This is a genomic window from Nocardia sp. NPDC019323, assembly GCF_044389845.1.
Taxonomy (GTDB): Bacteria; Actinomycetota; Actinomycetes; order Mycobacteriales; family Mycobacteriaceae; genus Nocardia; species Nocardia implantans.
Window position 1 is genome coordinate 641793 of sequence record NZ_JBIRYN010000001.1, and the last position, 14404, is coordinate 656196.

The 14404-nt window shown below is 69.3% G+C and carries 10 protein-coding genes and 1 pseudogene; 2 read left to right on the plus strand and 9 right to left on the minus strand.

Annotated features, from left to right (window positions below; genetic code table 11):
- Positions 1-16 precede the first annotated feature (16 nt).
- Both ACH49X_RS02970 and ACH49X_RS02975 read left to right on the plus strand, forming a co-directional pair.
- Complete coding sequence (locus ACH49X_RS02970) at positions 17-241, plus strand: hypothetical protein (RefSeq protein WP_195082329.1); 225 nt, start codon at positions 17-19, stop codon at positions 239-241.
- A complete protein-coding gene (locus tag ACH49X_RS02975) occupies positions 238-1086 on the plus strand; it encodes an SAM-dependent methyltransferase (protein WP_195082328.1) in 849 nt (282 codons plus the stop codon). Before ACH49X_RS02970 ends, ACH49X_RS02975 begins: the two co-directional genes overlap by 4 nt.
- Here the strand turns inward: ACH49X_RS02975 and ACH49X_RS02980 are convergent.
- The 9 genes and pseudogenes from ACH49X_RS02980 to ACH49X_RS03020 all read right to left on the minus strand — a co-directional run bounded on the left by ACH49X_RS02980 (position 1061) and on the right by ACH49X_RS03020 (position 14375).
- Complete coding sequence (locus tag ACH49X_RS02980; protein ID WP_357206702.1) at positions 1061-2983, minus strand: prolyl oligopeptidase family serine peptidase; 1923 nt, start codon at positions 2981-2983, stop codon at positions 1061-1063. The two genes, ACH49X_RS02975 and ACH49X_RS02980, sit on opposite strands and share 26 nt — an antisense overlap.
- A gap of 15 nt (positions 2984-2998) precedes the next feature.
- Positions 2999-4573, minus strand: coding sequence for a DUF885 domain-containing protein (locus tag ACH49X_RS02985; RefSeq protein ID WP_357206704.1), 1575 nt, complete (start codon positions 4571-4573; stop codon positions 2999-3001).
- A gap of 59 nt (positions 4574-4632) precedes the next feature.
- Positions 4633-6747, minus strand: coding sequence for a prolyl oligopeptidase family serine peptidase (locus ACH49X_RS02990; protein ID WP_357110327.1), 2115 nt, complete (start codon positions 6745-6747; stop codon positions 4633-4635).
- A gap of 171 nt (positions 6748-6918) precedes the next feature.
- Complete coding sequence (locus ACH49X_RS02995; RefSeq protein ID WP_357206706.1) at positions 6919-7752, minus strand: shikimate dehydrogenase; 834 nt, start codon at positions 7750-7752, stop codon at positions 6919-6921.
- Entirely contained in the window at positions 7742-9259 is a 1518-nt protein-coding gene (mltG, locus tag ACH49X_RS03000) for an endolytic transglycosylase MltG (RefSeq protein WP_195082323.1), read from the minus strand. The genes ACH49X_RS02995 and mltG overlap by 11 nt, the downstream gene beginning before the upstream one ends.
- Positions 9256-9819, minus strand: a complete 564-nt coding sequence (ruvX, locus tag ACH49X_RS03005) for a Holliday junction resolvase RuvX (RefSeq protein WP_357206708.1) — start codon at positions 9817-9819, stop codon at positions 9256-9258. The genes mltG and ruvX overlap by 4 nt, the downstream gene beginning before the upstream one ends.
- Entirely contained in the window at positions 9819-12488 is a 2670-nt protein-coding gene (gene alaS, locus ACH49X_RS03010) for an alanine--tRNA ligase (RefSeq protein ID WP_195082321.1), read from the minus strand. The genes ruvX and alaS overlap by 1 nt, the downstream gene beginning before the upstream one ends.
- 72 nt (positions 12489-12560) lie before the next feature.
- Positions 12561-12824 (minus strand): annotated as a pseudogene (locus ACH49X_RS03015) (Uma2 family endonuclease); the annotation flags it as partial.
- A gap of 207 nt (positions 12825-13031) precedes the next feature.
- Positions 13032-14375, minus strand: coding sequence for a replication-associated recombination protein A (locus ACH49X_RS03020; RefSeq protein ID WP_397068706.1), 1344 nt, complete (start codon positions 14373-14375; stop codon positions 13032-13034).
- Between the last annotated feature and the right edge of the window lie 29 nt (positions 14376-14404).

The window sequence follows — 14404 nt, forward strand, 5'->3', positions numbered from 1 at the left end:
CATGATCGTTTCCGAAATGCGAGCAGCAGCCGCCACAGCAGCGCGATCGGCGGTGCCCGACACCGTGCCGGGCACCGCGGGCTGGCTCGCCGAGCCCGTCGCGCGATCGGCGGCGCCCGACGCGCTGCCCGGCGCCGCGAGCTGGCTCGCCGAATCCGCTGTGGAGCACTCGGTTACCGCCGGGCGAGCACAGTCCGTGATGGACGTCATCGACGACATCGTCGGCGACATGCGTCCTTGATCAGCGGCGCCGACAACGTGCCGACGGCCGAGGACGCCGATCTCTATTTGGCCGGCCTCGGATTGAAGCCGTCACATGTGACAGCGGAAACCCGAACAGTTCTGGGCCGAGTTAATCGAATTCTGTACGCCAGCTACGTTCCCGGCACGGCGGAATTTCTCCGTGCACTCTGCCCGGACATAGTCGATACTTCGGAATTCTATGTACACGGTTCCGATCGGCTGCGCACCTATAAAACGATGGCGGCGCGCGCGCTGGAGGCGGCGATCGAGATGCCTCCGGTAGCGCTGGCCTTGTACGGACATCCCTTGCTGTTGTCGCTGCCGTCGGCGATCTGCCTGCGCGCCGGTCCGCGCCTGGGTGTGCGGGTACGCACGCTGCCGGGCATCTCCGCATTGGATTGCCTGATGGCGGATCTCGGGATCGACATCGTCGGCACGGGCGTCCAGATGCACGAGGCCACCGACATCCTGCTGTATCGACGGACGCTGCAGCCGGAGCTGGCCGCGGTCATCTGGCAGGTCGGCTTGCTGGGCACGCGGCTGCACAGCGCCGACACCGGCAACACGCCCGACCGCATCCGGGAGCTGGGCGAGTATCTGTCTCGCTTCTACGCACCGGGCCACCCCGCCACGTTGGTCGTCTCGGCGATCACCGATGAGCCCTCACGCCTCTACCACTCGACGGTGGGGCAGCTCGGTGAGGTCGGTGAACTACTCACCCCCGCGACAACGCTGTATCTGCCGCCGATACCGGTGCCAGAACGAGTGGACAGCGACATCGCCGCCCGGTTGACGAACCCGGACTATCTCGACGCCGTCACCCTGCCCACAGGAAATTCGTGATCCAGTCCCGGATCGCCTCGGAATAGTCCAGCAACGCGGGGAATTCGCGCGGCACGTGGCCGATGTCGGGAAACTCCACCAGCCGAGCGGGCGCGCGACCGTCGGCCCGCAACGCGTCGTGCAACTGGCGCCCCTCTCCCGGCGGAGTGCAGCGGTCGCGCCCGCCGACGATCACCAGCGTCGGAGTGGTGATCTCGCCCGCACGGCGCAGCGGATTGCGGCGAAGCGCGGCCCCCGTGGCGAAGGTCTCGGCGAACCGCCGGATGTTCGACGTCCGCTGAAAGCTCGTCCAGTCGGTGATCGGCGAACTCACCACGGCGGCCTTGAACCGGGTGGTCTCCGTGAGCAGCCACGCGGTCAGATACCCTCCGTAACTCTCTCCGCCCACCGCGGTCGGCAGTGCGCCCAGCACCTGCGCGGACAACCAATCCAGCCCGGACAGGACGTCTTCGGTGTCGACGCCGCCGAGGTCGCCGACCAGCCGCGCCACCGATTCGCGGCCGTCACCCACGCTGCCTCGCGGATTCGGCCGGAAGATGGCGATGCCTTCGGCGAGCAGATAGCTCATCGACGCGGGCCGCCCTTTCCATTGATCCGCCGACACGCTGACCGGCCCGCCGTGCACCCACAGCAGCAATCCGCGCGGCGCACCGGAGGGCAGCGTGAGCAGGCCATGGATTTCCGTGCCGTCCGAAGACTTCCAACTCACCCAGCGCGAGGTGACCCCCCGCAGGCCGGTGTCGTCGGCTGTGCCGCCGACAGACCAGATCCGCCTGCGGCGACCCCGGGTCAGCTCGACGAGTCCGGTGGGCGTGTCGAGGTTCTCGGCGATGGCGAAGATACGCTCGCCACCGACAACCACCTTCGGGAACCGGCGGGCGCCCCCGAGAAAGTCCAAACCCTCCCAGAGAGTTTCGGCGCGCTGCGTTGTGGCGTCGATGGTCGCGACGATATTGCACGGCCCCCGCAGGCCTGCCGCCACGAATCGCCCGGAGTGGTCCGACCGAGCCAGCGAGGTCGCGTCGAAACCCGCCCGGAACGACGCGCTGACACCGGAGACGAGATCGAGTACCCGTACATCGCCCGCGACCAGCCCTCGATCACTGCACACCCCCTCGATGAGGCCGACCCATCTTCCATCGAGAGATGCGGCAAGCCAACCGAGTTGCGGCTGCGAGCCGAACCCGGTCATCGGCCGATACAGCAGTTCGGTCGAACGGGATCCCAGCGCCAGCCGGACGACACGGCTGCTGTACCACGAATCCTCGGACGCGTCGTCGGACACCAGTAGCACGAGCGCGTCGGGGCCACACCAGATGGCCTCCCAGACGTTGAGCCCGGGCGAGGTGACTCGCTCCCAGTCCCCGGTGACCGGATCCAGCACGGCCAGCCACCGTGGAGTCACCGGCGCGGCGTCCGAAGCGGGAGCCGCCTTTCCGACCCGGTCGGACCCCAGCGCACCCGCTCGATCGACGCCGTCGGGTGCGACGCCGATCAAGATCCTTCGGCCGTCGGGGGACCACTCCACGTATTCGGCCCAACCGGGCAGCGGAAACTCTCTGCCATTCCGGCTCGCGTCCGGTTCGACGATCCACAGCTGATGGGCGTCGGAGGCATCCGACTCCCGAATCGCCGCCAACCGGCCGCTGTCGGGAGACCATGTCGCCGCCCCGTGGATCTGCCGATCACCGGGTAACTCGCGCAGCGACCGCCGCTCCGGATCGATCAGGTACAAGCGTCTTTCGGGTGGGCGGCCGAGTTCGCGCTGCACCACTCCCGTGCAAGCGACGTGGCGCCCATCCGGGGCCGGGCACGGGTCGGCGAGATCGCCGACCGCGCCGAGCAGGGGTGCGAGCGTTCGGGAAAACCAGTCGGCAAGGCTGTACCGATCCGGCATGGTCGCCCCCGTTCGTCAATTCCGGTCGTGACCGGTCAGCGCGGTGAGTGGCAGGGAGCCGCGGTCCAGCAGCGCCGTATGGGCCGCGGCGAGTGTCAGGCCCGAACCGACCATCTCGCGGATATGGTTCGCGATCGCCCGGGCACCGACCGCGTAGCCCAGCGCTTGGCCGGGCCAGGCCAGGTAACGGACGACTTCCTTGCGGACTTGGCCGACGTCTTGGAGAGTGTGCCGCGCCATGAACTCCACGGCCTGCTCCACGCTCCAGCCCCGCACATGCAAACCCACGTCGGTCACCAGTCGCGCGGCCCGCCAGCGCTGGTGCATCAGCAGACCCAGCCGGTCCAGCTCGCTGAGCTCGAGGCCCATCTCCGCATGGAGGGTCTCGGCGTAAACCGCCCACCCCTCGGTGAACGCGTTGACCGGAAGCAGCCGCAGCACCTCGGGCACCGCGTCGTTCTCGTCGAGGAGCGCGATCTGCAGGTGATGCCCGGGCACGCCCTCGTGCATCGCGAGCGGTAGCACTTCCGACGACCTCGTCGAGGTCGGCAGCATGGCATTGACGAACAGCGACCCGGGGCGCCCGTTGCGATACGACGACGGACCGTAGAACGCGGGCGGACCCGTCGACGCGTTCGTCTCCGGCATCGGTTCGACCTGGCAGGGTGCCATCGGCCACCGCTCGACCAGCACCCGGCTCGCCGAGGTCAACAGCTCGTGCGCGTCGGCGAAGCGCCGCATGATCTCGTCGCCGGGAAGCAGCTCTCGCGCGAAATCCCGGCCGGAGAGGGCGGTGAACTCGGCCTCGGTCGCGCGCAACAGATCCAGGCCGATGGCTTCGAGCCGCTCGGGCGACAGCGGCACGCTCGTTCCGCGAAAGATCGCCTCGCGATAGCGGTCCGGACCCGCCGGCGAGATCGCCGACGGCGCGGCGGGCACGGCCGTCGCGAGTTCCGCGACGGCCACCGAACGCAGCTCCGCCAGCGCCCGGTAGACCCGCTCGACGACCTCCTGTGGGATCTCGGCGACCGAATTCCCCTGCTCGCGAGCGGCGCTCATGCCGTGCAGCAGCGGGTCGGGGCCGCAGGCACGGGTCGCGAAAAGCGTGTCCACCTGGCTGATGAACGCGTGCAGCACCGGCGCCGAACCCCGAACGGTCTCGCTCGCGGCCGCGATCTCCCCGACCAGCTCGGACACATAAGCGGGGAAGGCCCGCAGCCGCTCGACATACGAATCGAACCGCGGATCCTCGCGCTGCGGCCAGGAACGCGACGCCCAGCTCAGCCGAGCCACCGGGCCGGTCATGTGGTTGAGCTCGGAGATGTCGCGCGATGTCGCGAGCGAGGCGGCGGACAGCAGATGGAATCGCATCGCGGCGCGCAGATCCTCGCAGGTGCGGTCACCGCCGAATTGATCGAGTTCCTTCAGCAAGAGTTCGATACGATCACGCACGGCGTCGCGCCCGCCCTGCGTCGGATCCTCCCACAGGACCGGAGGTAGCCTCCCCGCCTCGATCGCGGCGTCGGGGGTAACCGACCACACGGATTCGAGAATGTCCCTCGAGTAGGCCGCAACATCCCGCTCGCGCATCATGCCATGGTATCCCCGGTCCACGTCTCCGTCGCTGGAATCGCGTCCTACCAGGGGTTTCAGGACAAACCGAGCGAACGTCGCAAGAAGTCGAGCTGATGGAGCAACAGGTTGGCCACCACTCGTTCGTCTGTCGGCTTGTGCGTCGCGCCGGAAAGCGGAAGCACCTCGTGCGGATGTCCCGCGGCGAGCAACGCCGCCGACAGTCGCAAGGTGTGCGCGGCGACGACATTGTCGTCCGCCAACCCGTGGATCAGCAGCAGTGGTCGGGTCGGTTCGGCGGACGGCGCGAGGCCGGACGCCGTGACCAGGGAGTTGGCGGCGTACACCTCCGGTCGCCGATCCGGGTGGCCCAGATATCGTTCGGTGTAGTGCGTGTCGTACAGGCTCCAGTCGGTGACCGGCGCACCCGCGATCGCCGCGTGGAACACATCGGGTCGCCGCAGCACCGCCAGCGCGGCGAGATAGCCGCCGAAGGACCATCCGCGGATCGCGACTCTGCTCAGGTCCAGCGGGTACCGCGCGGCGAGCGCGCCGAGCGCGTCGACCTGATCGTCGAGAGTTCCGGCCAGGTCCGCGGCCACGAGCCGCTGCCGTGCCGGATTCTGGCAGGCCATACCGCGACCGTCGACCACGATCACCGCGAATCCCTTGTCGGCCAGCCATTGCGCTTCCAGGTAGGCGCGCTGGTCGCACAGCACCCGCTGGCCGTGCGGGCCACCGTACGGGTCGAGCAGCACCGGAAGCGGATCGTCGCCGGAATACCCGGTCGGCAGCAGCACCGCGGCCGGATTGTGCTGCGCTCCGGCCAACTGCAGATGAGGCCGGGCGGTCAGCACCGGCGCTGCGGAGAAAGCCGGGATTTCACCGAGGACGTTGCCGCCGCGCAGAATCCGCGTCCGAGTGTCGGTGCTCGCGAGCGTATTGGATCGCACGACGATGACATCGCCGCCGCGGGTGGCCGAGTGCACCCCTGGTTCGCTCGTCAGCCGAACCGTTCCGTCACGGCCCCAGCGGTACACGTGGATCTCCCCGATCTCGCGGTGCCGGGGGGACGCGGTTTCGCAGGCGGTGAACAAGATGTCGTCGTCGCGCACGTCCAGCACCGCCCGCACGTGCAGCTCCGGCGCGGTCACCCGCTCGTCGTCGACGAACAGCGCGCGCGTCGTCGCGTCGTCGCGCACGCGCACGAGCCGCCCCGCCGGTGTGCGGGCCGGCACACCGGCGACCAGTTCGAGCCAGACCTCATCGGCTTCGGCGGCCACGAGATCGGTCCGGCCGGTTTCGACATCGACCGCCAGATGATGCTGCGTCCGTTGATCACGGCTCTGGACCAGCAACAGCGGCGGCCCACCGGCCGTCCAGTCCACCCGCGCCAGATACGGATAGGCGTCGCGATCCCACTCGATGTCGACCCGATTGCCGTCCAGATCCACCACGTGCGCGGTGACATCGGCATTCGCGGTCCCGGCTGCCGGATAGGCGAGTTCGGTGGGTGGCTGCTGCGGATTGCGGCTGTCGGCGATCCACCACCGGTTCACCGGCGCCTCATCGATACCGGCGATCAGCAGATGCTGCGAATCGGGCGACCACCAGAAGCCGCGATCCCGGCCCATCTCCTCGGCCGCGATGAACTCCGCCAGACCGTACTGCCTGGTGTCGTCGACACCGCCGATCACGACGTGGTCTGTGGCGCTATCGATTTCGAACACCCGCACCGTCGGCCCCGACACGTAGGCGACCAAGCGTCCGTCCGGCGAAAGCCGTGGATCGAAAATCGGTCCGTCGAGCTTGTGCTCATCGACCGCACCGGTATCGACGTCGGCCACGTAGAGCGTCTCCGCCAAGACGAAGACCACTTTCGAGACCGCGGCATCGGTGGCGTACCGGACGATTCCGGTAGCGGCCTCGCGCGCCCGCTCGCGCAGCGCGCGTTCGCGCGCCGAACTGGTCTGCGTCCGCGCGCCCAGCAGTTCGGCCGAATCCGCGACCATCCGCTCCACGCCGGTCTCGACGTCGCGTACCCACAGCGACGTCACGGAATCGGTGCCCGACCGCGAACGCAGGAAGACCACATGGCGCCCGTCCGGAGCGACCGCGCAGTTACGCGGCACGCCCAGCGTGAAGCGCTGGGTGCGCGCGGATTGGACGGGAAACTCGGTCTCGTCGGTCATGAGACGATGCTAAGCGCAGCGATGCCCTCGCCCTGCCCTCTGCGTCCACGGCGGCGCTTGTTTCGGGCGGTTCACCAGCGAGACGTTCGAGGCCGCGCCCTCGCATAGGCCCCCGATCGGGTCCGCCGATGCGCGGCCATCGGCTTTCGCCGCCGGGGAACACGCACGCGGCTATGGCAGGCGCGGCCGCGATCCCGATTCGTCGAGCGCCGCCGCCATCTCCGTGCGCGGCGCCTGCTGCCCGGTGAACAGCTCGACCTGGCCGTAGGCCTGATTCAGCAGCATCTGCAGACCGCTGACCACCGTGTGCCCGGCCCGGGCCACCGCCTCGGCCAGCGGGGTCGGCCACGGGTTGTAGATCGCGTCGAGCACCACCGGCGCCTCGGCCACCGCCGGGGCGACGACCGCGGCCGCCGTGGCCGGAATGGTGCTCACCACGGCGCCCGCCGCCGCGCAGATCGCGTGCAGCGGCCCGGTGTCGAATCCGGCGAGCGACGCGATCATGCCCAGTCGCTCGGCGAGTTCCAGCGCGCCGCGCGCCCGTCCGGCGTCGCGGGCGACCACGGTCACCGACTTCGCGCCCAGCTCCGACAACGCCAGCAGAGCGGGCCGCGCGGTGCCGCCCGCTCCCAGCACCACGGCATCGGTCAGGTCGGTGACACCGCCGCCGCGCAGCGCGCCGAGCACGCCGTCCACGTCGGTGCAGTCGGCCAGCCAGCCCGCGTCGCCGCGGACCAGGGTGTTGGCCGATCCGACCAGCACGGCCCGGTCGGTGCGCTCGTCCGCGTAGGCCAGCGCCGCTTCCTTGCCGGGCATGGTCACCGACAGCCCGACCCATTCCGGCCCGAGTCCGTCGACCAGTCCGGGCAGCTGTTCTGCCGAGCATTCGATGCGCTCGTAACTCCAGTTCAGTCCGAGCGCGCGATACGCGGCCAGATGCAGCTGTGGCGATCGCGAGTGCGCGATCGGCTTGCCGAGCACCGCCGCCTTGCGATCAGCGCCCACCGCTGTCCTTGGAACTGTCGAGGATGCCGCTGCGCTGTGCCCGCGCGATCAGGCGCAGATGCTCCTGATAATCGTCGGTGAACAGGGTGGTGCCCTGCTTGTCGACGGTGACGAAGTACAGCCACGGCCCCGCCTCCGGATTCTCCATGGCACGCAACGCGTTCAACGACGGCGCGGCGATCGGAGTCTTGGGCAGGCCGCGCATCGCGTAGGTGTTCCAGGCGGTTTCCTGAGCGCGGTCGGCGTCGGTGGTCGCCACCTCGGTGCGATCCAAGGCGTAGTTCACCGTCGAGTCGAACTGCAGCATCTGATCGGCCCGCAGCCGGTTCACGATCACCCGCGCCACTTTGCCCATGTCCTGGGGTTGCGCCTCACGTTCCACCAGCGAGGCGGCCACCAGCGTCTGATACGGCGTCAGTTTCGTGTCGGCGCCGGATTGCAGCAGTCCGGTGGATTCGTAGCTCTTCGCGCTCGCGGTCACCAACTGCCGCAGGATCTCCTGCGGTGTGGCGCTGGGATCGAAATCCCAGGTACCCGCGGCGATGAGGCCTTCCAGCTGCCTCGTCCGGTCCGGGCAGTCCTTGACACCCTGCATCGCCCACGCGGGCACCCCTAGCGCGGCCAGGTCCAGGCTCGCGCCCGCGGCATCGAGCTGTTCGTAGGTCACGCACTTCTGGTTGGCGCCGGTGCCGATGCAGCTGGCTTCCGCGATCTTGCGGTAGATGCCGTCGTAGCGCCCGCCGGTGTTCATGTCGTGCTGGTCGTGCAGCAGCCGCCCCTCGGAGACGACCAGATTGCCGACCCTGGACTGTTTGCTGACCAGCGTCGCCACCGCCTCCGCGGCGGGGCTCTGGCTGGGGATCGCGTAGAAGCCGGGCTGCACCGAGTTCATGTTCGAATTACGCACGGCCGCTTGGAAGAACGCGCCCGTGCTGGCCACGACACCGCGCTCGACCATGGTCGCGGCGATCTGCTGCGAGGTGTCGCCGGGATGCACCTGCACCACCACCAGCGGTCCCCCCGGCCCGGCGAAGTCTTTCGGCGGAGCCAGACTGCCGATGAACTTCATCCCGGCGAAGACGACGGCGCCTGCGAAGAGCAGCACAAAGACGCCCGCGACGACCCAGAGGGTGCGGCGGCGCTTCTTGCGCTCGGCGGCTTTACGCGAGGCGACCCGGGAGCGCTTACCGCGCTGCGAGCGGCCGGAGCGTTCGGGCTTGGCGCGTTTCGACTCCGCGCGTTCGGAGTCAGCGCGCTTCGAGCGGCGCGGCGCTTCCGCACGCGCGGCCCTCGGGCGCTGTCCGCCACGCCGCGGGGGCGGTGGTGGCGGTGCGGGCTCCGGCTCCTCCTCGTCGTCGACGTAACGGGGGATGACGGTGGTGTCGTCGTCGTAGTCGTCGTACCGGTCACCGTCGTACTCGCCCCAGGCCCGGTCGTCTCTCCGGTAACGCCGATCAGCTTCGCGCTGTCGGAACAGTTCCTCGGCCCGCGCCCACCGATCCGTCATGCATCGTCCCCGGGCGACGCAGGACGTCCCGCTTCCACCGACCTCAACACCGCACTCCGTTCGTCCAACCATCCTTGCAGGATCGACACGGCCGCCGCCTGATCGATCACCTGCCGCTGGCCACGCGCGCGAACTCCACTGTCCCGCAATGCACGTGCAGCTGACACCGTAGTCAAACGTTCGTCGGAAAGCCGGACCGGCACCGACCCGACAGCAGCCCGCAATCGCTCAGCGAATGCGCTGGCCAGCGTAGCCGCAGTGCCCTTCTCCCCGCGTAATGTCCGCGGCAATCCGACGATTACCTCGACTGCCTCGTACTCCCGCACAATTTCGGCAATTCTTTCGATATCGGGTGCGGGAGCCGATCGCCGAGACTGTTTCGCGCGCGGCACGGTCTCCACCGGGGTGGCGAGAATCCCGTCGGGATCGCTCGCGGCGACCCCGATCCGGACACTGCCGACGTCGACGCCGATCCGCCTGCCCCGACCGGGGTCGGTGGCCGGCTGCGGCCGGTCGGCGCCGCGCTGCGCCGACCGCTCCGGTTCCGTTGGATCGCCCATCACCCGGCGAGTTCGGCCACCCGTGCCCGGACCGCGGCCAGGCCGGCCGGAATGCCGGAGGGGTCCGAGCCGGCGCCCTGCGCCATCTCCGGCTTGCCGCCGCCGCGTCCCGCGATGCTCGGGCCGAAGCTGCCGACCAGATCGCCCGCCTTGATGCCGAGCTCCTGAGCGGGCTTGTTCACCGCGACCACGAACGGCACCTTGCCCTCGGCGTTGCCGAGCAGCACCACCACGGCGGGCTCGCTGCCGAAGCGGCCACGGATGTCGGTGGCCAGGGTGCGCAGATCCCCCGCGGAGACGCCCTCCGGCGCGGCCACGGCGACCAGCAGCAGCCTGCCGATCCGCTCGGCCTCGTCGACGAATCTGCCCGCCGAGGACAGCACGGCGGCCATCTTCGTGCGCTCGAGCTCTTTCTCGGCCACCTTGAGCCGCTCCACCAGCTGCTCGACGCGCGCGGGCACCTCTTCGGAGGGCACCTTCAGCGCGGAGGCGACACCGGCCAGCAGCGCGCGCTCCTTGGCCAGGTACTTGTAGGAGTCCAAGCCGACGAACGCTTCCACGCGACGCACGCCGGAGCCGACCGACGACTCGCCGAGCACCGTGATCGGGCCGATCTGGGAGGAATGTTGCACGTGCGTGCCACCGCACAGCTCCATCGAGAACGGGCCGCCGATCTCCACCACGCGCACCTCGTTGCCGTAGTTCTCGCCGAACAGGGCCAGCGCGCCCATCTGCTTGGCCTTGGGCAGATCGGTGACGAAGGTGTTCACCGGGAAATCGGCGCCCACCGCGTCGTTGGAGACGGCCTCGATGTCGGCCTTCTGCTGCTCGGACAGCTGGCCCTGCCAGTTGAAGTCGAAGCGCAGGTAGCCCGGCTTGTTCAGCGAACCGGCCTGTACGGCGTTCGGACCGAGCACCTGCCGGAGGGCGGCATGCACCATGTGCGTGCCGGAATGGCCCTGCGTGGCGCCGCGCCGCCAGGCCGGGTCGGCCTGCGCGAGCACGACGTCGCCCTCGGTGACCTGGCCGTGCTCCACCGTGGTCTTGTGCACCCACAGCTTCTTGGCGATCTTCTGCACGTCGTTGACGCGCAGCTTCAAACCCGAGGAGGCGGTGATGGAGCCGCGGTCGGCGATCTGGCCGCCGGACTCGGCGTAGAGCGGGCTGCGGTCGAGGATGACCTCGACGTCCTGGCCGGCGGTCGCGGCAGGCACCCGGACGCCGTCGGCGATCAGGGCGAGCACGGTGGCCTCGGAGGTCAGCTCGTCGAAGCCGGTGAACTCGGTGGCGCCCCGGTCGACCAGTTCCTTGTAGATCGTCAGATCGGCGTGGGCGTGCTTGCGCGCCTGGGCGTCCTCCTTGGCGCGCTGGCGCTGCTCGGCCATGAGCGAGCGGAAGCCGTCCTCGTCGACCGACAGGCCGGCCTCGGCGGCCATCTCCAGCGTCAGATCGATCGGGAAGCCGTAGGTGTCGTGCAGGGTGAACGCGTCCGATCCCGCGATCGTGCTGCCGCCCCGCGCCTTCACCGCGGCGGCGGTGTTGTCGAAGAGGGTGGAGCCGGTGTTCAACGTCTTGAGGAACGCCGTCTCCTCGCCGACCGCGACGGTCTCGATGCGGCGGAAGTCGGTGGCCAGCTCCGGGTAGGACGGGGCCATCAGGTCGCTGACCACCTTCATGAACTCGCTCATCACCGGCTTCTCGGCGCCGAGCAGGCGGGCCGAGCGCACGATGCGGCGCAGCAGGCGGCGCAGCACGTACCCGCGGCCGTCGTTGCCCGGGTTCACGCCGTCGGCGATCAGCATGGCGGCGGTGCGGGCATGGTCGGCGATCACGCGGAAGCGCACGTCGTCCTCGTGCTGGACACCGTAGGAGCGTCCGGTCAGTTCTCCGGCCTTGTCGATGATCGGGCGCAGCAGGTCGGTCTCGTAGACGTTGTCCACGCCCTGCAGCAGCAGCGCGATGCGCTCGACGCCCATACCGGTGTCGATGTTCTTCTTCGGCAGCGACCCGACCGGCGGGTGCCCGAGCTTCGGGCTCAGCTCACCGCGGACGTCCTGCATGAACACCAGGTTCCAGATCTCGAGGTAGCGGTCCTCGTCGGCGACCGGTCCGCCGTCGCGGCCGTACTCGGGGCCGCGGTCGTAGTAGATCTCCGAGCAGGGGCCGCCCGGGCCGGGCACGCCCATGTCCCAGTAGTTGTCCTTGCCGTCGCGGAACTGGATGCGCTCCTCGGGGATGCCGGCGACCCGCTTCCAGATCTCGGCGGCCTCCGGGTCGTCCTGGTACACGGTGACCCAGATCCGCTCGGGATCGAACCCGTAACCGCCGTCGTCCTGCGGCTTGGAGATCAGCTCCCAGGCGAGGGTGATCGCCCCCTCCTTGAAGTAGTCACCGAAGGAGAAGTTGCCCGCCATCTGGAAGAACGTGTTGTGCCTCGTGGTGACGCCGACCTCTTCGATGTCGCCGGTCCGCACGCATTTCTGCACGCTGGTCGCCCGCGGGTACGGCGGCGCCTCCTGACCCAGGAAGTACGGCTTGAACTGGACCATGCCCGCGTTGACGAACAGCAGGTTCGGGTCGGCCAGGATCAGCGAGGCACTCGGCACCTCGGTATGGCCGGCACGGAGGAAATGGTCCAGGAAACGCCGTCGAATCTCGTGGGTCTGCACGAATACCCAGCCTACCGGTGCCGCGCACGCGAATTTTCATCGACCGGGCTCCGCGCGCGTCCCCGCGACCGGTCAGCGAACCCAGGCGCGCAGCGGCTCGCTGTCCAGCGTCATGCCCACGGGAGCAGGCAGTTCGACAGTCTTCCCGAACGCCCGCCGCACGGTCTTGCTGTACACACCGTCTTCCGGCTCGCTGAACACGACCACCTCGCAGCTGTCCCGGTCCACCAGCAGGTAGACCGGGATACCGGTCTCGGCGTACGCGCGCGGCGTCTCGACCCGGTCCCGACGGGTGTCGGTGTCGTACGAGGTCACTTCCACAATCATGAGGACTTTCGCCGGGTCGGCCCATTCGCCTCACCTGCGAAACTCCCGTCGGGGGCGAACACCCCATCCGGACGCACCCGCCCCTTCCGGTACGACTCGACCTGCAAACCGCGCTCCAATTACAGCCACATCTCCGGCCGTTGCGGAACGAAATGGCGGGTCAACCAACGGATGACCTTCACCGATACCGACACAGTACGCCTGGTACTGGGCGGATCAGCCGCGGACGATGCGGCGCAGTTTGTCGACCCTGGGGCCGATCTCGCGTTCGTGGCCGTGGTCGGTGGGGTGGTAGTAGTCGACGCCGACCAGTTCGTCGGGCGGGTATTGCTGGGCGAGCACGCCGTCTTTGTCGTCGTGGGGGTATCTGTAGCCCTGCGCGTTGCCCAGCGCCGCCGCGCCGGGGTAGTGGCCGTCGCGCAGGTGGGGCGGGACGGGGCCCGCCTTGCCCGCCGCGACGTCGGCCATGGCGGCGCCGATCGCGGCCACAACGGCGCCGGACTTCGGAGCCGTGGCCAGGTGGATCGTTGCCTGCGCGAGCGCGAGGCGGCCTTCTGGCAGGCCGACCAGCTGCACCACCTGCGCGGCGGCGGTCGCGGTCTGCAACGCCATCGGGTCGGCCATGCCGATGTCCTCGCTCGCGTGGATCATCAGCCGTCGCGCGATGAAGCGCGGGTCCTCCCCCGCGCTCAGCATGCGGGCCAGGTAGTGCAGCGCGGCATCGACGTCCGACCCGCGGATGGACTTGATGAACGCGCTGATCACGTCGTAGTGCTGGTCGCCGGCACGGTCGTAGCGGACCGCGGCCTTGTCGACGCTGGCCTCGACCAGGTCCACGTCGACGGTGCCGTCGAGCGAGGATTCCGCGGATGCTTCCAGGGCGGTCAGCGCGCGGCGGGCGTCGCCGCCCGCGATCCGGACGATGTGATCGAGCGCGGCGTCGGTCACGGTGTACTCGCCGCCGAGGCCGCGTGGATCGCCGATCGCGCGGCCGAGCACCTCGCGGATGTCGGCTTCGGTCAGCGACCGCAACTGCAGCACCAGCGAGCGCGACAGCAGCGGCGACACCACCGAGAACGACGGGTTCTCGGTGGTCGCGCCGACGAGCAGGACGATGCGGTTCTCCACCGCGGCGAGCAGGGCGTCCTGCTGGGTCTTGGAGAAGCGGTGCACCTCGTCGATGAACAACACGGTCTGCTCGCCCGCCGACAGCCGCCGCCGCGCCATGTCGATGACCGCGCGCACCTCTTTGACCCCGGCCGAGAGCGCCGAGAGCGCTTCGAACCTACGGCCGGTGGCCTGGGAGATGAGCGAGGCGAGGGTGGTCTTCCCGGTGCCGGGCGGCCCGTACAGCAGCACCGACGCGGCGCCCGAACCCTCGATCAACCTGCGCAGCGGCGAGCCGGGCCCGAGCAGATGCTGCTGGCCGACCACTTCCTCCAGCGTGGCCGGGCGCATGCGCACGGCCAGCGGCGCGCCCGCGTCCCGGCGCACCACAGTGTCGATCGAATGCTCCGGGGGCACCGCGGCTCCGGGCACGTCGAACAAACCATCGCTCACGGCAGGAACGTTACCCAGGCGCACCGACA

Bases quoted from the DNA above. Each gene is read 5' to 3' on its own strand.
- mltG (WP_195082323.1), bottom strand. From the start codon at position 9,259: ATGACGGATCGGTGGGCGCGGGCCGAGGAACTGTTCCGACAGCGCGAA.
- ruvX (WP_357206708.1), bottom strand. From the start codon at position 9,819: ATGGGCGATCCAACGGAACCGGAGCGGTCGGCGCAGCGCGGCGCCGAC.
- ACH49X_RS02970 (WP_195082329.1), top strand. From the start codon at position 17: ATGCGAGCAGCAGCCGCCACAGCAGCGCGATCGGCGGTGCCCGACACC.
- ACH49X_RS02980 (WP_357206702.1), bottom strand. From the start codon at position 2,983: ATGCCGGATCGGTACAGCCTTGCCGACTGGTTTTCCCGAACGCTCGCA.
- ACH49X_RS02990 (WP_357110327.1), bottom strand. From the start codon at position 6,747: ATGACCGACGAGACCGAGTTTCCCGTCCAATCCGCGCGCACCCAGCGC.
- ACH49X_RS02985 (WP_357206704.1), bottom strand. From the start codon at position 4,573: ATGCGCGAGCGGGATGTTGCGGCCTACTCGAGGGACATTCTCGAATCC.